The organism is Streptomyces thermospinosisporus, from assembly GCF_039526425.1.
GTDB classification, from domain to species: domain Bacteria; phylum Actinomycetota; class Actinomycetes; order Streptomycetales; family Streptomycetaceae; genus Streptomyces; species Streptomyces thermocarboxydovorans.
The window spans coordinates 29,620-50,059 of the sequence record NZ_BAAAIZ010000077.1 but is presented as its reverse complement, the minus strand read 5'-3'; the positions used below and the strand labels follow the sequence as shown (position 1 = coordinate 50,059).

The 20,440-nt window shown below is 71.1% G+C and carries 16 protein-coding genes and 1 pseudogene; 13 read left to right on the top strand and 4 right to left on the bottom strand.

The genetic code is table 11. The features are described 5' to 3' along the window. Complete coding sequence (locus ABD207_RS23795) at positions 1-192, top strand: DUF6191 domain-containing protein (RefSeq protein WP_344015149.1); 192 nt, start codon at positions 1-3, stop codon at positions 190-192. Positions 193-250: 58 nt separating this feature from the next. Here the strand turns inward: ABD207_RS23795 and ABD207_RS23790 are convergent, their stop codons facing one another. Next, a complete protein-coding gene (locus ABD207_RS23790; RefSeq protein ID WP_344015148.1) occupies positions 251-1,414 on the bottom strand; it encodes a PQQ-dependent sugar dehydrogenase in 1,164 nt (387 codons plus the stop codon). Positions 1,415-1,971: 557 nt separating this feature from the next. Beyond that, positions 1,972-2,970: an aldo/keto reductase gene (locus ABD207_RS23785; protein ID WP_344015147.1), complete on the bottom strand. Its 999-nt coding sequence runs from the start codon at positions 2,968-2,970 to the stop codon at positions 1,972-1,974. A 74-nt stretch (positions 2,971-3,044) separates the two neighbouring features. On the opposite strand from ABD207_RS23785, the gene ABD207_RS23780 reads away from it, so the two are divergent. The 6 genes from ABD207_RS23780 (at position 3,045) to serA (ending at position 12,993) form a co-directional block, all read left to right on the top strand. Further along, positions 3,045-3,998 (top strand): 2-hydroxyacid dehydrogenase, encoded by a 954-nt coding sequence (locus ABD207_RS23780; protein WP_344015146.1) that lies wholly within the window; start codon positions 3,045-3,047, stop codon positions 3,996-3,998. A 409-nt stretch (positions 3,999-4,407) separates the two neighbouring features. Next, positions 4,408-7,404 carry a putative bifunctional diguanylate cyclase/phosphodiesterase gene (locus ABD207_RS23775; RefSeq protein WP_344015145.1) on the top strand — a complete coding sequence of 999 codons (2,997 nt, stop codon included), beginning with the start codon at positions 4,408-4,410 and terminating at the stop codon, positions 7,402-7,404. Between the two features lie 230 nt (positions 7,405-7,634). Next, positions 7,635-9,485 carry an acetolactate synthase large subunit gene (locus tag ABD207_RS23770; RefSeq protein ID WP_344015144.1) on the top strand — a complete coding sequence of 617 codons (1,851 nt, stop codon included), beginning with the start codon at positions 7,635-7,637 and terminating at the stop codon, positions 9,483-9,485. A 20-nt stretch (positions 9,486-9,505) separates the two neighbouring features. Then, positions 9,506-10,030: an acetolactate synthase small subunit gene (gene ilvN, locus ABD207_RS23765; RefSeq protein WP_167996585.1), complete on the top strand. Its 525-nt coding sequence runs from the start codon at positions 9,506-9,508 to the stop codon at positions 10,028-10,030. A 123-nt stretch (positions 10,031-10,153) separates the two neighbouring features. Further along, positions 10,154-11,152, top strand: coding sequence for a ketol-acid reductoisomerase (gene ilvC, locus ABD207_RS23760; protein ID WP_344004945.1), 999 nt, complete (start codon positions 10,154-10,156; stop codon positions 11,150-11,152). Between the two features lie 251 nt (positions 11,153-11,403). Then, complete coding sequence (gene serA, locus ABD207_RS23755) at positions 11,404-12,993, top strand: phosphoglycerate dehydrogenase (protein WP_344004948.1); 1,590 nt, start codon at positions 11,404-11,406, stop codon at positions 12,991-12,993. 61 nt (positions 12,994-13,054) lie between these two features. On the opposite strand, the pseudogene ABD207_RS23750 reads toward serA, so the two are convergent. Beyond that, a pseudogene (locus ABD207_RS23750) lies at positions 13,055-13,297 on the bottom strand (hypothetical protein); the annotation flags it as partial. 117 nt (positions 13,298-13,414) lie between these two features. Between ABD207_RS23750 and ABD207_RS23745 the strand changes: the two are divergent. Further along, complete coding sequence (locus ABD207_RS23745; protein ID WP_344015143.1) at positions 13,415-14,005, top strand: TetR/AcrR family transcriptional regulator; 591 nt, start codon at positions 13,415-13,417, stop codon at positions 14,003-14,005. Here ABD207_RS23745 and ABD207_RS23740 read toward each other — a convergent pair. Then, positions 13,986-15,218: a helix-turn-helix domain-containing protein gene (locus ABD207_RS23740; protein WP_344015142.1), complete on the bottom strand. Its 1,233-nt coding sequence runs from the start codon at positions 15,216-15,218 to the stop codon at positions 13,986-13,988. The genes ABD207_RS23745 and ABD207_RS23740 overlap by 20 nt on opposite strands. A gap of 136 nt (positions 15,219-15,354) precedes the next feature. Here ABD207_RS23740 and ABD207_RS23735 point away from each other — a divergent pair, with 136 nt between their 5' ends. From ABD207_RS23735 to ABD207_RS23715, 5 genes are all read left to right on the top strand, one after another. Further along, complete coding sequence (locus tag ABD207_RS23735) at positions 15,355-16,281, top strand: proline dehydrogenase family protein (protein WP_344015141.1); 927 nt, start codon at positions 15,355-15,357, stop codon at positions 16,279-16,281. A 38-nt stretch (positions 16,282-16,319) separates the two neighbouring features. Then, positions 16,320-17,951: an L-glutamate gamma-semialdehyde dehydrogenase gene (gene pruA, locus ABD207_RS23730; RefSeq protein ID WP_344015140.1), complete on the top strand. Its 1,632-nt coding sequence runs from the start codon at positions 16,320-16,322 to the stop codon at positions 17,949-17,951. A 244-nt stretch (positions 17,952-18,195) separates the two neighbouring features. After that, complete coding sequence (locus ABD207_RS23725) at positions 18,196-18,735, top strand: GNAT family protein (protein ID WP_344015139.1); 540 nt, start codon at positions 18,196-18,198, stop codon at positions 18,733-18,735. A 272-nt stretch (positions 18,736-19,007) separates the two neighbouring features. After that, positions 19,008-19,139 carry a hypothetical protein gene (locus ABD207_RS23720; RefSeq protein WP_277350731.1) on the top strand — a complete coding sequence of 44 codons (132 nt, stop codon included), beginning with the start codon at positions 19,008-19,010 and terminating at the stop codon, positions 19,137-19,139. A gap of 64 nt (positions 19,140-19,203) precedes the next feature. After that, positions 19,204-20,247 (top strand): 3-isopropylmalate dehydrogenase, encoded by a 1,044-nt coding sequence (locus ABD207_RS23715; protein WP_344004966.1) that lies wholly within the window; start codon positions 19,204-19,206, stop codon positions 20,245-20,247. The last annotated feature ends 193 nt before the right edge of the window (positions 20,248-20,440 follow it).

The window sequence follows — 20,440 nt, the reverse complement described above, 5'->3', positions numbered from 1 at the left end:
ATGTTCAACGTCTTCGAGGAACTCTTCGCACCCGGCCGCAAGCACACCCGCGACGAGCGGAAGCGCCTGGAACTGACGCGGGAGGACGTCGGCGACTCCGACCCCGGCCGCGGGCCCATAGACCTCGCCTCCGGGAAGGTCGTGGTGCGCCCGCCGGCGAAGGACGGCACCGAGCCGGACGCCGAGCAGTGACGGCACCCGGCACGGCGACCTGACGGCTGCCTGCCTGCCTGCCTGCCTTCCGGCCGGCTCAGCTCACCTCCAGCTCCAGGATCCGGTCGTCGCCGTCCTTGGGCTCGACGTGGCCGTCGGTGTTGCTGGAGACCAGCCACAGCCTGTTCTCACCGGCCGGGAGCACCGTGCGCAGCCGCCCGTACTCGCCCTCGAAGAACGCCTGGGGCTCCGCGGACGCCTCCGTGCCCTTCAGCGGGATCCGCCACAGCCGCTGGCCCCGCAGCCCCGCCATCCATATCGAGCCCTCGGCGTAGGCGATGCCGCTGGGGGAGGCCTCGCCGGTGGACCACTGCTCCAGCGGGTTGTGGAAGCCGCCCTCGTCGGAGCGGCCCTCCGCCTCGGGCCAGCCGTAGTTGTCGCCCGGCTTGATCGCGTTCAGCTCGTCCCAGGTGTTCTGGCCGAACTCGGAGGCGAACAGGCGCTGCTTGGCGTCCCAGGCGAGACCCTGCACATTGCGGTGGCCGTAGGAGTACACGGGGGAGTCGGGGAACGGGTTGCCCGGGGCGGGCTCGCCCTCCGGGGTGATCCGCAGGATCTTGCCGCCGAGCGACTCCTTGTCCTGGGACAGGCCCGTGTCACCGCTCTCGCCCGTGCCCGCGAACAGCATCTTGTCCGGGCCGAAGGCGATCCGGCCGCCGTTGTGGATGACGCCCTTGGGTATGCCGCGCAGGACCGTGTCCGGGGCGCCCAGTTGCTCTCCGGAGGGCTTCTTCTCGTCGTAGATCATGCGGACGATGCGGTTGTCCGAGGCGGAGGTGAAGTAGGCGTAGATCATGTGGTCCGAGGCGTACTCGGGGGAGAGCGCGATGCCCAGCAGGCCGCCCTCCCCGGCCGGGGACACCCCGGGCACCTCGCCCAACTCGGTCTTCTTGCCCGTCTTCCCGTCCACCCGCGTGATCGTCGCCTCGTCGCGGGAGGAGACCAGCAGGTCCCCGTCCGGCAGCGCGGCGAGACCCCACGGGGTCTTCAGCCCCGTGGCGACGGTGCGCAGCACCTTCACGGACCCCTTCGCGGGAGGCGTCTGCTCCCCGGAGCGCTCCGGGGGCGAGGCCTGCCCGCTCGTACGGCTGGAGGGAGCGCTGCCGTCCCCGCCCGGCGATCCTCCGTCATCGGAGGAGCAGCCGGCCGTCAGCAGGAGCGCGGCGGCGGCCAGCACGGCCGTCACGGCTCGACGTTGCACGATCTTGTCCCTTCGACGCGGCAGGTTCCACTTGTCATACACCGCTCGCGCCTCCCAGGTTCCCGATCACGCAATTCCCGAACCGGAAAAACCGGAAGGACGGCTCGGTCCGAGCCAGCCGGAGCTCTCGTCGCCCCGCGGTTCCCGCCGACCCCTCCGCGCCTCGTGTTCTCGGGGCGCACATTTCGCGGACCTGCTCGAAGTCTGCGCCAGCGCTGGCCTTCAGGGGCGCGCCCCCGGCCCTCGACCCCGCGCCGCCCGCCGCCCGGCGGCGTCGCCGCCGGGGAGTGCGCGGGCCGGTCCGCGCGGGGGCTCGGCGACGACGGTGGCCTGCACCTGGCGCTGCGCCGCGTCGGCAGGAGGCCCTTCATGACAGACATCCACGCCGCGTCGGCCGCGACGGCTGGGCCGCTCCGGCCCCGAGCGCCGGGCCGCTTCCGCCATGAAACCGGGGATGCGCCGACTATGGAACAGGGGCGTGTCAGCCGGGCATCCGCGCCGCACCACCCACAAAGGACGAGCCAGGAAAGCCGGGCACGCCGAAGTGCCCAGACCGGTCAGTCCCAGGACCCCTGCGCCGGCGGCAGCCCGGCGATCTCCGCGAAGTCCTCCCGGGTCAGCCGCAGCTCCGCCGCCGCCGCGTTCTCCTCGACCCACCGGGTGTGCTTGGTGCCCGGGACCGGGATGACCCGGGGGCTCTGGGCCAGCAGCCAGGCCAGGGCGACCTGGGCCGGGGTGACCGACTCGCCGTGGCGGCGGGCGACGCGGCGCAGGCCGGCCACGATCGGCTGGTTGGCGGCCATCATCTCGGCGGTGAAGCGGGGGTGCCGGGCGCGCAGGTCGTCCGGCTCGAAGCCCTCGCCGGGGGTGAGCGTGCCGGTCAGGAAGCCGTTGCCCAGCGGCATCGCCGCGAGGAATCCGATGCCGCGCGCCTCGCACCACGGCAGCAGCGTGCGCAGCGCCTCCGGCGACCAGACCGACAGTTCGGCCTGCACCGCGCTCACCGGGAACACCTGCTGCACCCGCTCCAGCTGGCGGATGGTCGCGTCGTACAGCCGCGTCCCCGGCCGCCGGGCCGAGCGCGCGCCCACCGCGCACAGTCCCAGCGCCCGTACCTTGCCGGCCTGCACCAGCTCGGCCATCGCCCCCCAGGTCTCCTCCACCGGCACCTCGGGGTCCTCCCGGTGCAGCTGGTAGAGGTCGATGACATCCGTCTGCAGCCGGCGCAGCGAGGCGTCGCAGGCCCGCTTCACATAGCCGGGGCGGCCGTTGGCCACGATGTGCTGGTCGCCCACCAGCAGCCCGACCTTCGTCGACACGAACGCCTCGGCACGCCGCTCCTTCAACACCCGCCCCAGCAGCAGCTCGTTGGTGAACGGCCCGTACATGTCGGCGGTGTCCAGCAGCGTCGAGCCGAGGTCGAGCGCCCGGTGCACCGCCCTGAGCGACTCCTCGCCGCGCTGCTGTGACGTGCTGTAGGCCCAGCTCATCGGCATGCACCCGAGTCCGACGGCCCCCACCGCGAGCGCCGCCGCGCCGATCGTCCTGCGCTCCACCTGCTCGTGACCCTCCCTCTCCGGCCCCCCAACCTAACCTCTGGCCCTCGGGGCCCCTGACATAGCCTCGGGCCATGACTGCAGCAGACGTCTGGCTCCCGATCCCGCCGGAGGAGATCGAGGATCTTCCCGAGGGACCGCGCTACCGATTCTGGGACGGCGGCGAGGAGTTCCCCGCCGACCCCGCCGACTGCGCCTTCTACGTCGTGCCGTACATGAAGCCCAGCGGCATCGGCACCCGCCCGCTGCCGCGGATGACCTCGGTGCGGGTGGTGCAGACGCTGTCCGCCGGCATCGACCACGTGGAGCCGGGGCTGAAGGACCTGCCGCCCGGTGTGCGGCTGTGCAACGCCCGCGGGGTGCACGAGGCCAGCACCGCCGAGCTGACCCTCGCGCTGATCCTGGCCTCGCTGCGCGGCATCCCGGACTTCGTGCGGGCCCAGGAGCGAGGGGAGTGGCTGGGCGGATTCCGGCCCGCGCTCGCCGACCGGACGGTGCTCATCGTGGGCTACGGGTCGATCGGTGCGGCCATCGAGGACCGGCTCGCTCCGTTCGAGCTCGCGCGGGTGGCGCGCGTCGCGCGCTCCGCGCGCACCACGGAGCGCGGTCCGGTGCACCCGCTCACCGCACTGCCCTCGCTGCTGCCCGAGGCGGACGTCGTGGTGCTGTCCACGCCGCTGACCGAGGCCACCCGGCACCTGGTGGACGCCGGCTTCCTGTCCCGGATGAAGGACGGCGCCCTGCTGGTGAACGTGGCCCGCGGCGGGGTGGTCGACACCAAGGCCCTGCTCACGGAACTGGAGAGCGGCCGGATCACCGCGGCCCTGGACGTCACCGACCCCGAACCGCTGCCCGCCGGGCACCCCTTGTGGCGGGCGCCGGGCGTCCTCATCACCCCGCACGTCGGCGGACCCACCTCCGCCTTCCTGCCGCGCGCCAAGCGGCTGCTGGTGGACCAGTTGCGCCGTTTCCTGAACCACGAGGAGCTGCGCAACGTGATCCTGGTGACGGGAGCGGACACGCCGTAGCCGGATTGTCGCGTACTGTCCGTGTTTTCCCGGGGGCGATGGGTACTCATACATCTGTTGATCGTCACGCAGAGTAGAGAATCTATGTCCCTGAGTGACCAGACTGGTGTATCGTCCGGACAGGGGCTGCGCCACTGACCTGACGGCGCGGGGGACGACCAACGCAGATGTGAGGGGGGCGACGCGCGATGCACGGCCTATGGACGAGCGATCCGACGCGGCGGAACCGCCGGCGGGGACCCTGGCGTGCGGTCGCGCACAGCCGCGGCCGGATCACCGGCCGCCCCACCCGGCTGATCGGCCCGCACAGCCGCCCCCACCCGCTGCCCCGCAGACAGCGCGGCCGAAGGAGGCATGCCACGGTGCCCCGGGCTCCACGGGGTTCGGGGGCGCGGACCGGGAGGAGCCGGTGAGCGCGCCGACCCCCACACCCACGCTCGAAGGCGCGGCGCTCAGGCCGCACTCCCCGCCGGGAGCGCTGCTGCCCCGCCCGCCCGGTGACGGGCCCCGGAGCGGCCTGGTCCCGCAGCTCGTCCTCGCTCTCGTCTGCGCGGCCTACGCCGTCGGGGCCGCATGCGGCTGGGGCTCGGACCGACTCGCCCTGGTCATGGGGGACTTCGGGCTGAGCTCCGCGGCGGCCGCCGCCTCGGTCTCCTGTTTCGTCTACGCGCGCGGCCGCCGCACCCGGTTCCGGCCTGCCTGGCTGCTGTTCGGCATCTCCTCGGCCATGGCGGCCCTGGGCAACTTCGTCTGGGGCTGGTACGAGGTCGTCCTGGGCGAGCCCGTGCCCAGCCCCAGCTACGCGGATCTGTTCTTCCTGTGCTTTGCGCCGCCCGCCATCGTGGGCCTGCTGGTGTTCGCCAAGCGGCCCGTCACCAAGGCGGGCTGGGTCTGCCTCGCCCTCGACGCCTGGCTGATCGGCGGCTCGCTGCTCACTCTGGCGTGGAGCCTGGCGCTCGCCCAGGCCGCCCAGGAGGGCGGGCCGGACGTGGCGCACACGGCGCTCTCGCTGGCCTACCCGCTGCTCGACATCGCCCTGATCAGCATGGTGCTGGCGCTGCACTTCAGACGGTCGGCGGTCAACCGCTCCGCGGTCAACACCGCGATCGGCGCCCTGGCGCTCACCGTGCTCTGCGACGCCCTGTTCACCTCGCCGCTGCTGCACGAGGACTACCGCTCGGGGCAGCTGCTCGACGCCGGCTGGTTCGCGGGCTCGCTGCTGCTGGCGTACGCGCCGTGGACCGCGCCCCGGGACGGCGGCCGGCCCGAGGAGGAGCAGCACACCCGCGTGGTGCGCGGGCACGTGCCCGGCCAGCGCAGCGGACCGCACCCCCAGCCGCCCGCGCCCGCCGGCGAGCTGCGCTATCCGACCGCACGGCCCATCGCGGGCTCACTGGCCGCCCTCACGCCCTACCTGGCCGCGGCCGTGTGCACGCTGGGCATCCTCTACAACGTCCTCAACGGCCGCAGCGTCGACCGCGTGGTCCTGCTCACCGGCGGCACCGTGGTGCTCGCCCTCGTGGTGCGCCAGGGCATCATGCTGCTCGACAACATCACCCTCACCCAGGAACTGGCCCAGGCGGAGAACCACTTCCGCTCACTGGTGCAGGGCTCCAGCGACGTCATCATGATCGCCGCACCCAACGGCGTGCTGCGCTACGTCTCCCCGGCCGCCGCCGGGGTGTACGGCCGGCCCGCCGAGGAGCTGGTGGGCAGCGAACTGGCCAGCCTGATCCACCCCGAGGACCTGGGCTGCGTGGTGCACGAGGTGCGGCGCTTCCTCGCCGCCAGCCCCGTCGACGAGCCGACCACGCGCATCGAGTGCCGCTTCCGCTCCGGCGACGGCGGCTGGCTCAACGTGGAGTCGACGGTCAACCGCCATCACGGCGGCCTGATCTTCAACAGCCGGGACGTCACCGAGCGGGTGCGCCTGCAGGCGCAGCTGCAGCACAACGCCGAGCACGACCCGCTCACCGATCTGCCCAACCGCGCGCTGTTCACCAAGCGCGTCCAGCAGGCCCTCTCCGGCCGCCGCGCCTCCGACCGGGGCGCCGCCCTCAGAGGGACGGCCGTGCTCTTCATCGACCTCGACGGCTTCAAGGCCGTGAACGACACCATCGGCCACCAGGCCGGGGACGAGCTGCTCGTCCAGGCCGCCCGCAGACTCAAGGAGGCCGTCCGCAAGGGCGACACCGCCTCCCGGCTGGGCGGCGACGAGTTCGCGGCCCTGATCGTCGGCGACGGCGCCCGCGACCGGGACGCCCGCGAGGGTCACATCCTGGAGCTCGCCGACCGCCTCAGAGCCACCCTCTCCCAGCCCTACGTCATCGACGGCAACGATGTCCGCGTCAACGCCTCCATCGGCGTCGCCTTCGCCGAACCGGGCCTGGGCGCGGGGGAGTTGCTGCGCAACGCCGACCTGGCGATGTACCGGGCCAAGGCGGCGGGCAAGGGCCGGGTGGAGCTGTACCGGCCGCAGATGCAGCAGGACGTGGTGCGCAGGGCGGAGCTGGCCACCCGCCTGCGCTCCGCGCTGCACGACGGCGAGTTCGCCCTGCTGCACCAGCCGGTGGTGTGCCTGGAGGACGGCCGGATCACCTCGGTGAGCGCCCAGGCGCGCTGGAGATCCTCGCAGGGCGTGCTGTTCACCCCGGCGGAGTTCCTGCGGGTCGCCGAGGACACCGAGAAGACCGCCGAGCTGGGGCGCTGGGTGCTCCAGGAGGCTGTGGAGCAGGCCGCTGAGCGCCAGGCCACCGGAGTGGCCGTGCCCGTGGCGGTACGGATCGGCGCGCGGCGGCTGCTTGACCGGTCGCTGCCGCTCGGCTCGATCGAGGCGCTGCTGACCCGCCACGGGCTGCCGCCCGGCTCGCTGATCATCGAGCTGGCCGACACCGACCCGAGCGTCTGCTTCGACGAGCTGGAGCGCCGTCTCAACGCCCTCAAGCGGGTCGGCGTGCGGATCGCCCTGGACGGCTTCGGCAGCGGCTACGCGGCGATCACCGCCCTCAGACGGCTCCCGGTCGACATACTCAAGCTCGACCGCGGACTGATCGACGGCGTGGTGGAGTCGGCCCGGCTGCACAAGATCACCAGCGGGCTGCTGCGGATCGCCGGGGACCTCGGGCTGCAGTCGGTGGCCGACGGGCTGGATCTGCCCGACCAGGTGGCCGCGCTGCGCGCGATGGGCTGCACGCACGGGCAGGGCATGGCCTTCTCCGGGCCGCTGGACGAGTACCGGCTGCGCCGGGCGCTCACCACCGGCCACTACCCGGTGCCGCACGAGCCGGCCGAGCCCGCCCTCGCCGGCGGTGCCCACGCCGGGGTGTACTCCGCGGGGGTGAGTGCCGTGCTCAGGACGGGGACGACCCTCCGTTCACATAATGAGACTCCCGTCCCACCCACTTGACACCAGGTGTGTGCCGGGTGGAGGGTCAGTGCCATGCGCACCCGAATTCTCGTACTTGGACAGCGCGTCGGCTGACGCCGAGCCACCACCGCTCGGCGACTCGCACCCGGCGCGCTCCCCTCGCTTGCCTTTTGGCACGAGGGGTTTTTTGTTGCACCAGCACCTGTCGCACAGCCCGCGTACACCACGCAAACCTCGCAAAAACCCTCAGCATCGAGAAGAGAATGCCGATGACCGAGCAGGCCACCGGGGCCCATCACCCGCAGCCGCGGCCCCGATCCGGAGGACAGCAGTCCGCCCCCGTCGAGCACCTCACGGGCGCGCAGTCCCTCATCCGCTCTCTCGAGGAGGTCGGCGCCGACACGGTATTCGGCATCCCCGGCGGTGCGATCCTTCCGGCGTACGACCCGCTGATGGACTCCACCAAGGTGCGCCACGTCCTGGTCCGCCACGAGCAGGGCGCCGGCCACGCGGCCACCGGCTACGCGCAGGCCACCGGCAAGGTCGGCGTCTGCATGGCGACCTCGGGACCCGGCGCCACCAACCTGGTCACCCCGATCGCCGACGCGCACATGGACTCCGTCCCGCTGGTCGCGATCACCGGCCAGGTCGCCTCCCGGGCGATCGGCACGGACGCCTTCCAGGAGGCGGACATCGTCGGCATCACCATGCCGATCACCAAGCACAACTACCTCGTCACCAAGGCCGAGGACATCCCGCGGGTCATCGCGCAGGCGTTCCACATCGCCTCCACCGGCCGCCCCGGCCCGGTGCTGGTCGACATCGCCAAGGACGCCCTCCAGGCGCAGACCACCTTCTCCTGGCCGCCGGTCATGGACCTGCCCGGCTACCGGCCCGTCACCAAGCCGCACGCCAAGCAGATCCGGGAGGCCGCCCGGCTGATCACCTCCGCCAAGCGCCCCGTGCTCTACGTCGGCGGCGGAGTGATCAAGGCCGGCGCCACCGCCGAGCTGAAGGTCCTCGCAGAACTCACCGGAGCGCCCGTCACCACCACCCTGATGGCGCTCGGCGCATTCCCCGACAGCCACCCGCTGCACGTGGGAATGCCGGGCATGCACGGTTCGGTCACCGCCGTCACCGCGCTGCAGAAGGCCGACCTGATCGTCGCCCTCGGAGCCCGCTTCGACGACCGCGTCACCGGCAAGCTGGACAGCTTCGCCCCCTACGCCAAGGTCGTCCACGCCGACATCGACCCGGCGGAGATCGGCAAGAACCGCGCCGCCGACGTGCCGATCGTCGGTGACGCCCGCGAGGTCATCGCCGACCTGGTCCAGGCCGTGCAGAAGGAGCACGCCGAGGGCCGCAAGGGCGACTACACCGCCTGGTGGAACGACCTCAACCGCTGGCGCGAGACCTACCCGCTCGGCTACGACCAGCCCGAGGACGGCTCGCTGTCCCCGCAGCAGGTCATCGAGCGCATCGGCCAGCTCGCCCCGGAGGGCACGATCTTCGCCGCGGGCGTCGGCCAGCACCAGATGTGGGCCGCGCACTTCATCCAGTACGACAAGCCCGCCAGCTGGCTGAACTCCGGCGGCGCCGGAACCATGGGCTACGCCGTCCCCGCCGCCATGGGCGCCAAGGCCGGCGCCCCCGACCGCACCGTCTGGGCGATCGACGGCGACGGCTGCTTCCAGATGACCAACCAGGAGCTCACCACCTGCGCCCTGAACAACATCCCGATCAAGGTCGCCGTCATCAACAACGGCGCCCTCGGGATGGTCCGCCAGTGGCAGACCCTCTTCTACAACCAGCGGTACTCCAACACGGTCCTGCACTCCGGCCCGGACGACATCAACCCGGACGCCCGCGGCACCCGGGTCCCGGACTTCGTCAAGCTGTCGGAGGCCATGGGCTGCTACGCGATCCGCTGCGAGAACCCGGCCGACCTGGACAAGGTCATCGAGGAGGCCAACTCGGTCAACGACCGCCCGGTCGTCGTGGACTTCATCGTCCACGAGGACGCCATGGTGTGGCCGATGGTCGCCGCCGGCACCTCCAACGACGAGATCATGGCCGCCAGGGACGTCCGCCCGGACTTCGGCGACAACGAAGACGACTGAGCGAGGAAGAGCCACACACCATGTCCAAGCACACGCTCTCCGTCCTGGTGGAGAACACGCCCGGCATCCTCGCCCGGATCGCCGCCCTGTTCTCCCGCCGCGGCTTCAACATCGACTCGCTCGCCGTCGGCGTCACCGAGCACCCGGAGATCTCCCGCATCACCATCGTGGTGAACGTCGAGGACCTGCCGCTGGAGCAGGTCACCAAGCAGCTCAACAAGCTCGTCAACGTGCTGAAGATCGTCGAACTCGAGCCCGGGCAGGCGGTCCAGCGCGAACTCGTTCTGGTGAAGGTGCGCGCCGACAACGAGACGCGCTCCCAGATCGTCGAGATCGTCCAGCTGTTCCGCGCCAAGACCGTGGACGTCTCCCCGGAGGCGGTCACCATCGAGGCCACCGGAAGCAGCGACAAGCTGTCCGCGATGCTCAAGATGCTGGAACCGTACGGCATCAAGGAGCTCGTCCAGTCCGGCACCATCGCGATCGGCCGCGGCGCCCGGTCCATCACCGACCGCTCGCTGCGCGCCCTCGACCGCAGCGCCTGACCTTCGTACGGGCGGCCCGCTCTCCGCGACGCGGGCCGCCCGTATACCGAGATCCCGAGACGTCCCGTCCCCCCACCGTCATACGGTGGGACGCAACACCTGCACTCAAGGAGAGAACCCAAAGTGGCCGAGCTGTTCTACGACGCCGACGCCGACCTGTCCATCATCCAGGGCCGCAAGGTCGCGGTCATCGGTTACGGCAGCCAGGGCCACGCCCACGCCCTGTCGCTGCGCGACTCCGGCGTCGACGTGCGCGTCGGTCTGCACGAGGGCTCCAAGTCCAAGGTCAAGGCCGAGGAGCAGGGCCTGCGCGTGGTGACCCCGTCCGAGGCAGCCGCCGAGGCCGACGTCATCATGATCCTCGTCCCGGACCCGATCCAGGCCCAGGTCTACGAGGAGCACATCGCCCCCAACCTCAAGGACGGCGACGCGCTCTTCTTCGGCCACGGCTTCAACATCCGCTTCGGCTTCATCAAGCCCCCGGCCGGCGTCGACGTCTGCATGGTCGCCCCCAAGGGCCCGGGCCACCTGGTCCGCCGCCAGTACGAGGAGGGCCGCGGCGTCCCCTGCATCGCCGCCGTCGAGCAGGACGCCTCCGGAGGCGCCTTCGCGCTCGCGCTGTCCTACGCCAAGGGCATCGGCGGCACCCGCGCCGGCGTCATCAAGACCACCTTCACCGAGGAGACCGAGACCGACCTGTTCGGTGAGCAGGCCGTGCTCTGCGGCGGCACGGCCGCGCTGGTCAAGGCGGGCTTCGAGACCCTCACCGAGGCCGGCTACCAGCCGGAGATCGCCTACTTCGAGTGCCTGCACGAGCTGAAGCTGATCGTGGACCTCATGTACGAGGGCGGCCTGGAGAAGATGCGCTGGTCGATCTCCGAGACCGCCGAGTGGGGCGACTACGTCACCGGCCCGCGGATCATCACCGACGCCACCAAGGCCGAGATGAAGAAGGTCCTCGCCGAGATCCAGGACGGCTCCTTCGCCCGCAACTGGATGGAGGAGTACCACGGCGGTCTGAAGAAGTACAACGAGTACAAGAAGCAGGACTCGGAGCACCTGCTGGAGACCACCGGCAAGGAGCTCCGCAAGCTGATGAGCTGGGTGAACGAGGACGCCTGATCGTCCACTTCCCGTGGCGGCGCACCCGAGGCAGGGGCGCCGCCACGGGCTGCGCCCGGACCCTTCCGGAATGGAGCATCTCGTCCGGGTGATCCTTCCGAAGCGGCGTAAGACGAGCCCCTCGGCGCCACTACACTGCTGCATTAATACGCGTCAGGCCCACAGCGTCGTGCGTCTTCCACGCGGCAAGCATCCCTCCACCGCCAGCGGCCGTCGGGACGGCCGTCCGCATTGGACTTGTGAGGACTCACGTGAGCTCGAAACCCGTCGTACTCATTGCTGAAGAGCTGTCGCCCGCCACCGTCGACGCGCTGGGGCCGGACTTCGAGATCCGCCACTGCAACGGAGCCGACCGCGCGGAGCTGCTCCCGGCCATCGCCGACGTGGACGCGATCCTGATCCGCTCGGCCACCAAGGTCGACGCGGAGGCGATCGCCGCGGCGAACAAGCTCAAGGTCGTCGCCCGCGCCGGCGTCGGCCTGGACAACGTCGACGTCTCCGCCGCCACCAAGGCCGGCGTGATGGTCGTCAACGCCCCCACCTCCAACATCGTGACGGCCGCGGAACTCGCCTGCGGCCTGATCATCGCCACCGCGCGCAACATCCCGCAGGCCAACGCCGCGCTGAAGAACGGCGAGTGGAAGCGGAGCAAGTACACGGGCGTCGAGCTCGCCGAGAAGACCCTCGGTGTCGTGGGTCTGGGGCGGATCGGCGCCCTCGTCGCACAGCGGATGAGCGCCTTCGGTATGAAGGTCGTCGCCTACGACCCCTATGTGCAGCCCGCGCGGGCCGCGCAGATGGGCGTCAAGGTGCTGTCCCTGGACGAGCTGCTCGAGGTCTCCGACTTCATCACCGTCCACCTGCCGAAGACCCCCGAGACCATCGGCCTCATCGGCGAGGAGGCGCTGCGCAAGGTCAAGCCGAGCGTGCGCATCATCAACGCCGCCCGCGGCGGCATCGTCGACGAGCAGGCGCTGTACTCGGCGCTCAAGGAGGGCCGGGTCGCCGGAGCCGGCCTCGACGTGTACGCCAAGGAGCCCTGCACGGACTCCCCGCTGTTCGAGTTCGACCAGGTGGTGTGCACCCCGCACCTCGGTGCCTCCACGGACGAGGCGCAGGAGAAGGCCGGTATCGCCGTCGCCCGCTCGGTGCGGCTCGCCCTCGCCGGTGAGCTGGTCCCGGACGCGGTGAACGTCCAGGGCGGTGTCATCGCCGAGGACGTCAAGCCGGGCCTGCCGCTCGCGGAGCGCCTCGGCCGGATCTTCACCGCGCTCGCGGGCGAGGTGGCCGTGCGGCTGGACGTCGAGGTGTACGGCGAGATCACCCAGCACGACGTGAAGGTGCTGGAGCTGTCCGCCCTCAAGGGCGTCTTCGAGGACGTCGTCGACGAGACGGTCTCCTACGTCAACGCCCCGCTGTTCGCGCAGGAGCGCGGTGTCGAGGTGCGGCTGACCACCAGCTCCGAGTCGGCCGACCACCGCAATGTGGTCACCGTGCGGGGCACACTGGCCGACGGCGAGGAGATCTCGGTCTCCGGCACGCTGGCCGGGCCCAAGCACATCCAGAAGATCGTGGCGGTCGGGGAGTACGACGTCGACCTCGCGCTCGCCGACCACATGGTGGTGCTGCGGTACGAGGACCGGCCCGGTGTCGTCGGCACGGTGGGCCGCATCCTCGGCGAGGCAGGGCTGAACATCGCCGGTATGCAGGTCTCCCGGTCGACGGTCGGCGGTGAGGCGCTGGCGGTGCTGACGGTGGACGACACGGTGCCGGCGCCGGTGCTGAGCGAGGTTGCTTCCGAGATCGGGGCTACGTCGGCTCGGTCCGTGAATCTGGTCTAGGACCACGCGAGCGCCGGGTGAGTTCGAGTCGTTGCTCGACTCGCCCGGCGCTTTGCTGTGCTCAGGCGGCGATCCTGACGTCGTCCGTCTCCTTCTGATCCCTCTGATCCCTGACGCCCCGCAGTGACCTCGCCGCCAGTGCGGCTGCCGCAGTCAGAACGACCGCGCCCGCGATCGCCGCGCCCTGCATGCCGCTGGTGAAGGCCTCGCGAGCCGCCGTCGCCAGGGCGTCTCCCGCGCGCCCCGGGAGTTCGGCGGCCACGAGCGGTCCATTCGCGGCGCCCGGCGCGGGCGGGAGCGGGTGCGGAGGTTGCCGGATTCGTCATGCGAGCGAATGTACACGCGTCTTAAACGTTTGTATAGAACGCTTGTATAGAACGCATGTATAAGACGGGTGTGTGAACCGGGGTAGGGTGACGCCATGGGACACCGCGAGGATCTGCTCGAGGGCGCCAAGCGCTGCCTGCTTCAGAAGGGGTTCGTGCGCACCACGGCGCGCGACATCGTCCGTGAGTCCGGGACCAACCTGGCGTCCATCGGCTACCACTACGGCTCCAAGGACGCGCTGCTCGTGCAGGCCTACCTCGCCCTGGTCGCGGAGACGGGCGACGCCTTCGACCAGGGCAATCTGGACGACACCGAGCCCGGCTCCGTGGAGCGCTTCGAGCGTGTGTGGTCCAACATCATCGGCACCATGAAGCAGCCCTCCTCCGTGTGGCGGCTCAGCATGGAGGTCCTCGCCCTCGGCGACCGCATGCCCGAGGTGCGCGAAAGCCTCGCCCGCGCCCAGCGGGAGGCCGGGCGCGGGCTGGTGCCGCTGCTGATGGGCGGCACGGAGCAGGACGTCTCCGACGAGACCGCGGACACCGTGGGCGCGTTCTACGTCACCCTGATGACGGGCCTGATCGCCCAGTGGTCCTTCGACCCGGACTCCGCGCCGGAGGCCGGGCAGCTCGCCGCGGGCCTGCGCCGGGTGATCGAGGCGGCCCGCGCTACAGGCGGTTCGCCTTGAGCGCCATGTGCAGCAACAGGCGGTCCTCGCCGTCGTCCAGGTCCAGGCCGGTGAGCTGCTCGATGCGGGACAGGCGGTAGTACAGGGTCTGGCGGTGGATGCCCAGCTCGGCGGCGGTGCGGCCGGCCTGTCCGGCGCAGTCGAGATATACCTCGGCGGTGTGCGCCAGCTCGTAGTGGGCGGGGGAGAGCAGCGGGGTGACCGCGGGGTCCTGGGCCGCCTGCGGGGGCAGCGCGGTCAGCAGCCGGAAGGGGCCGATCGAGGCCCACTCGGTGACCGGGCCCAGCCGGGGCTCGGCCAGCGCCGCCCGGGCGGCGGCCGAGGCCTCCGCCCAGGCCGTGCCCAGCTCGGCGAGATCCGCCCGGGGCGGGGCGATACCGGCCGCCGGGGTGCCCTTGGCGCCCGGGGTGCCGCTCTGCCGGGCCCGCTCCAGCAGACGGGTGGCGGCGGTGCGCGCCGGGGCCAGCACATCGCTCGACCGCAGCCGCAGCAGCAGCGCCAGGGAGAGGGAGGTCGCGCCCCACGGCAGGGTGCACAGCGCCGTCGCACCCGGGATCGTCCGCACCGACGGGGCGTCGTCGGGGTCCGCCGAGGGCCAGGGGGCGACGCACAGCACCGTGTGCAGACCCTCCCCGCGGGGGCCCAGCGCCGTGCGCAGCTCGGCGACCGCCATGTCGCGCTGCCAGTCGCGCTCGGCGGTGAGCACCGCCCGCAGCTCGCGGGTCAGGTCGGCGCCGTGCTGGGCCTCGTCCGCGAGCAGCGCGCCGATCCGGGCGGTCACCTCCATCGCCGACGCCAGCTGCCGCTCGGTCGGGCCGGGGTCGTAGTCCAGCAGCCACACATAGCCGTGCACCACACCCCGATGGCGTACCGGGAGGCAGATGCGTCCCCGGTGCACGCCCGCCTCCGGGGTGCGCGGGATGCGGACCGGGCCGGTCGCGCGGGTGATGCCGAAGGACTCGAACCAGGCGCGCACCGCGGGCGTCGAACGCCGGGTCAGGATCGAGCGGGTGCGCACCGGGTCCAGCGCGGACGGATCGAGGTCGCCCTCGTCGTCGTACGCGCCGAAGGCGATCAGCTCGAAGTCGCGGTTCTCCAGCGTCGCCGGAGCGCCGAGCAGCTGGGAGATCTCGTCCACCAGCTCCTGGTAGTCACCCCTGTATTCGGACGTCACCCGGGCATTCTCCCGCAGGATCCCAGGGTCTTCATACATCTGTCTGAGATCTGCGGCACGGATGCGTGACAGCTGTCGATGGCCCACGATCGGAGTCATCCTTAGGTTTCACGGTGGTTCTCCGTGCCGTCCCCGGGCCGTCGGGTGCGGCCATCGACAGTTGTGGAGGTGCCCCGTGCTGGGTCCCGTGATTCTCGCCGCGTCGCGCAGCGACCGGATGCGACGCCTGATCTCGGCGGCCCCGGTGACCAAGCAGGTCGTCGACCGTTTCATACCCGGCGAGACCGTCGACGACATCCTGCCGATCGTCCAGGAGCTCACCGGCAAGGGCCTGGAAGTGACCCTCGACGTCGTCGGCGAGGACATCACGACGCCCGAGCAGGCCGCCGGCGCCCGCGACGCCTACCTGGAGCTGATCGACCGGCTCAAGCCGCTGAAGCTGGGTACCCGGGCGGAGATGTCGGTGAAGCTGTCGATGTTCGGCCAGGCGCTTCCCGGCGGTCACGAGCTGGCCCTCGCCAACGTCCGCCCCGTCGTCGAGGCCGCCGCCGAGATCGGCACCACGGTCACCCTCGACGCCGAGGACCACACCACCCTCGACTCGATGTTCGCCATCCACGAGGAGCTGCGGAAGGACTTCCCGCAGACCGGCTGCGTCATCCAGTCCTACCTCTACCGCACCGAACAGGACGCGCGCCGCCTCGCCGCGAACGGCTCTCGCGTACGGTTGGTGAAGGGCGCCTACAAGGAGCCCGCCGAGGTCGCCTTTCAGCAGAAGCACGAGATCGACAAGGCGTACGTACGCATCCTCAGGACGCTGATGGAGGGCGAGGGCTACCCGATGATCGGGTCCCACGACCCGCGCCTGATCACCATCGCCCAGGAACTCGCCCGCCGCGCCGGGCGAAAGCCCGGTGAGTACGAGTTCCAGATGCTCTACGGCATCCGCAGCGACGAGCACCTGCGCCTGGCCGCCGAGGGCCATCGCATGCGCGTCTACACGGCCTACGGCACCGACTGGTACGGCTACTTCATGCGCCGCCTGGCGGAGAAGCCGGCGAACCTGCGCTTCTTCGTCCGGTCGATGGTCAGCAAGGGCTGAGCCCGAACACCCGCTCAAGTCAAGGAGTTACGGAACCCATGGACGCTGTGACCCAGGTCCCCACCCCCGTCAACGAGCCGGTGCACGGCTACGCCCCCGGCTCGCCCGAGCGCGCCCGGCTGGAGGCCAAGCTCAAGGAGCTCGCCGAGAACCCCAGGGACCTCCCCTGCACCATCGGCGGTGAGAAGCGCCTCGGCGGCGGCGAGCCGTTCGAGGTGGTGCAGCCGCACAACCACAAGGCCGTCCTCGGCACCTTCCGGCACGCCACCCAGGCGGACGCCAAGGACGCCATCGACGCGGCGCTCGCCGCCGCGCCGGCCTGGCGCGCCATGTCCTTCGACGACCGCGCGGCGATCATCCTGCGCGCCGCCGAGCTGCTGGCCGGCCCCTGGCGCGAGACCATCGCCGCCGCCACCATGCTGGGCCAGTCCAAGACCGTCCAGCAGGCCGAGATCGACACCCCCTGCGAGCTGGTCGACTTCTGGCGCTTCAACGTGTACTACGCCCGGCAGATCCTCGCCGAGCAGCCCCCGGCCAACTCCCCGGGCGTGTGGAACCGCCTCGACCACCGCCCGCTCGAGGGCTTCGTCTACGCCATCACGCCGTTCAACTTCAGCGCCATCGCGGGCAACCTGCCCACCGCGCCCGCGCTGATGGGCAACGTCGTGGTGTGGAAGCCCGCCCCGACGCAGACCCTGGCCGCCGTCCTGCTCATGGAGCTGCTGGAGGAGGCCGGCCTGCCCAAGGGCGTCATCAACCTGCTCACCGGTGACGGCATCGAGGTCTCCAAGGTCGCCCTGGAGCACCGCGACCTCGCCGGCATCCACTTCACCGGCTCGACCAAGACCTTCCAGTACCTGTGGAAGACGGTCGGCAACAACATCGAGAAGTACCGCTCCTACCCGCGCCTGGTCGGCGAGACCGGCGGCAAGGACTTCGTCGTCGCCCACCCGAGCGCCGACCGCGCCGTGCTGAAGACCGCGCTGACCCGCGGTGCCTTCGAGTACCAGGGCCAGAAGTGCTCGGCCACCTCGCGCGCCTACATCCCGGCCTCCATCTGGAACTCCGGCTTCAAGGAGGAGTTCGCGGCCGAGGCCGACGGCATCGCCATGGGTGACGTCACCGACCTGTCCAACTTCATCGGCGCCGTCATCGACGAGCGGGCCTTCGCCAAGAACAAGGCCGCCATCGACCGCGCCAAGGAGGACCCCACCTGCACCATCGTCGCGGGCGGCACCTACGACGACTCGGTCGGCTACTTCGTCCGCCCGACCGTCATCGAGTGCACCGACCCGGAGAACGAGGTGTTCCGCACCGAGTACTTCGGCCCGATCCTCGCCGTGTACGTCTACGAGGACGACAAGTACGACGAGATGCTGACGCAGATGGAGTCGGTCTCCGACTACGCGCTCACCGGCTCGGTCATCGCCAACGACCGCGCCGCGGCGGCCTACACGATGGAGAAGCTGCGCTACGCGGCCGGCAACTTCTACATCAACGACAAGTCCACCGGCGCCGTGGTCGGCCAGCAGCCCTTCGGCGGCGGCCGCGCCTCCGGCACCAACGACAAGGCGGGCGCCCCGCAGAACCTGATGCGCTGGACGCTGACCCGCGCCATCAAGGAGACGCTGGTCCCGCCGACCGACTACACCTACCCGCACATGGGCTGACGGCCGCACGTGGGCTGACACCCTCCGATCCCGGACGGGCCAGGTCTCTCCCCCGGACCTGGCCCGTCCGCCCCTCCGGGCCCGGCCGCGCGCCGGGTCCGTTCGTCTGTCCGGGACCAGGCACCCGTGGTGTGTCCGGGGCGGGCACGCATCCGCTCCGTCCGCTTGTCCGGATCCTTCGCCCGTTGTCCGGATCCCTCCGCCCGTCCGGTCGGAAGGGGATCAGCGGTCCGATACTGGCCGCATGACCGTCTGGCTGCGCACCGCCCACACCGCCGACCTCGCCCCCGCCGAACTCGACGGGGTGCGGTCCCTTTTGACCGACGCCTTCGACGGCGACCTCGGCGAGGAGGACTGGGAGCACGCGCTGGGCGGCCTGCATGTGCTGGCCCACGACGCGTCCGGCCTCGCCGCCCACGGCTCCGTGGTGATGCGGCGGGTGCGGCACCGGGAGCGGTGGCTGCGCGTCGGGTACGTCGAGGCCGTGGGGGTACGCCGGGACGTGCGGCGGACCGGGCTCGGCGGCCGGGTGATGGCGGAGCTGGAGCGGATCGTCGACCGGGCGTACGACGCCGGAATGCTGTCCGCCGGCGACGAGGGCGCCCTGCTGTACCGGGCGCGCGGCTGGCAGCTGTGGGACGGACAGATCTTCGGGCTCGGCCGCGAGGGGGTGGTCCGGCTGGCCGAGGAGGAGGGCTGCACCTTCGTCAGGCCCGCGCTCGCGGGCCCGCTCGACCCCGCTCACGAGTTGGTGTTCGACTGGCGCGACGGCGATGTGCTCTGAGCGTTTGCGCAGGTCAGGGGTGTGTGAGGGACCCCACTGTCTCAGATAGTAGGAAGTCCGACTAATTGTGGAGACAGAAGCGGGGCGCTCCTCTAGCTTTGTAGAAGCCGAACGTCTCGCTCGATCAAGCGATGGCGGTCCGGGCCGGACCCCGTGCAGGCAACCCCTGCGGTCCCCTTGGCCCGCCGCCCCTTCCGGCGTCTCGAACCTCTGTTTTCCGCATTCCGCGCACTCCGCCTGTGCTTAGCGTTTCTCGAAGGAGTCGATCCCTCATGGCCGAGACGACCGTCCGCCGCCGCGTCCGCCACACCCGCTCCTCCAGCGAGTCCGACCGCCAGAACGCCGCCGCCGCGCTGCAGCGCGCCCTCGACCGCCGCGACAACGGGGGCTCCACGGGCCACTGACACGTGCATGTCCGCATGGCGGACATGCAATGTCATCACGTGGGACGAGGAGTAGGGTGCCCGCATGTCTCGCAGCATCGATCTCGCAGTGATCCCCGGTGACGGCATCGGCCAGGAGGTAGTGGCCGAAGGCCTGAAGGTCCTCTCCGCCGTCCTCCCGCAGGATGTGAAGCTGGAGACCAAGGAGTACGACTTCGGCGCCCGCCGCTACCACGCCACCGGCGACACCCTCACCGACGCCGACCTGGAGCAGCTCAAGCAGCACGACGCCATCCTGCTCGGCGCCATCGGCGACCCCAGCGTCCCCTCCGGCGTCCTCGAGCGCGGCTTCCTGCTCAAGCTCCGCTTCGCCTTCGACCACCACGTCAACCTGCGCCCGTCGAAGCTCCTCCCGGGCGTGGCCACGCCGCTCGCCGGGCAGCCCGAGATCGACTTCATCGTCGTCCGCGAGGGCACCGAGGGCCCCTACACGGGCAACGGCGGCACCATCCGCAAGGGCACCCCGCACGAGGTCGCCACCGAGGTCTCCGTCAACACCGCCTTCGGTGTCGAGCGCGTGGTCCGCGACGCCTTCGAGCGCGCCCAGGCCCGCCCGCGCAAGAAGCTCACCCTGGTCCACAAGAACAACGTGCTGACCTTCGCCGGCCACCTGTGGACCAACATCTTCAACAAGGTGGCCGAGGAGTACCCGGAGGTCACCACCGACTACATCCACGTCGACGCCGCGACGATCTACCTCGTCACCGACCCCGGCCGCTTCGACGTGATCGTCACCGACAACCTCTTCGGCGACATCATCACCGACCTCGCCGCGGCCGTCTCCGGCGGCATCGGCGTCGCGGCCTCCGGCAACATCAACCCCAGCCGCGAGTTCCCGTCCATGTTCGAGCCGGTGCACGGCTCGGCCCCGGACATCGCCGGCCAGGGCAAGGCCGACCCCACCGCGACGGTCCTGTCCGTCGCCCTGCTGCTGCGCCACCTCGGCTACGACACCGAGGCCGACCGCATCGAGCAGGCCGTCTCCGCCGACCTCGCGGAGCGCGGCGCCCTGCCCGCCCGCAGCACCTCCGAGATCGGCGACGCGCTCGCCGTACGCGTAGCGGGCTGACCGGCGCGCGTTCCACTTCCCTCCGTAAGGCGAAGCCGCCGGGACGCACCCGGCGGCTTTCGCATGCCCGAGCCGGGTGCCACCATTCGACCACCGGGCCGCATTCCCCCCGTTCCGCCCGCGAGCGCCCCCGGGCGATAATCGAACGCGGAGCCGCGGAATGAGGGAATGCTCGGACGTCCTAGCATCGGCC

Excerpts from the sequence above, each read along its gene's own strand:
- ABD207_RS23745 (WP_344015143.1), top strand. The coding sequence starts at position 13,415 with ATGGGACACCGCGAGGATCTGCTCGAGGGCGCCAAGCGCTGCCTGCTT.
- ABD207_RS23795 (WP_344015149.1), top strand. The coding sequence starts at position 1 with ATGTTCAACGTCTTCGAGGAACTCTTCGCACCCGGCCGCAAGCACACC.
- ilvN (WP_167996585.1), top strand. The coding sequence starts at position 9,506 with ATGTCCAAGCACACGCTCTCCGTCCTGGTGGAGAACACGCCCGGCATC.
- pruA (WP_344015140.1), top strand. The coding sequence starts at position 16,320 with ATGGACGCTGTGACCCAGGTCCCCACCCCCGTCAACGAGCCGGTGCAC.
- ABD207_RS23715 (WP_344004966.1), top strand. The coding sequence starts at position 19,204 with ATGTCTCGCAGCATCGATCTCGCAGTGATCCCCGGTGACGGCATCGGC.
- ABD207_RS23740 (WP_344015142.1), bottom strand. The coding sequence starts at position 15,218 with ATGTATGAAGACCCTGGGATCCTGCGGGAGAATGCCCGGGTGACGTCC.
- ABD207_RS23720 (WP_277350731.1), top strand. The coding sequence starts at position 19,008 with ATGGCCGAGACGACCGTCCGCCGCCGCGTCCGCCACACCCGCTCCTCC.
- ABD207_RS23780 (WP_344015146.1), top strand. The coding sequence starts at position 3,045 with ATGACTGCAGCAGACGTCTGGCTCCCGATCCCGCCGGAGGAGATCGAG.
- ABD207_RS23770 (WP_344015144.1), top strand. The coding sequence starts at position 7,635 with ATGACCGAGCAGGCCACCGGGGCCCATCACCCGCAGCCGCGGCCCCGA.
- ABD207_RS23725 (WP_344015139.1), top strand. The coding sequence starts at position 18,196 with ATGACCGTCTGGCTGCGCACCGCCCACACCGCCGACCTCGCCCCCGCC.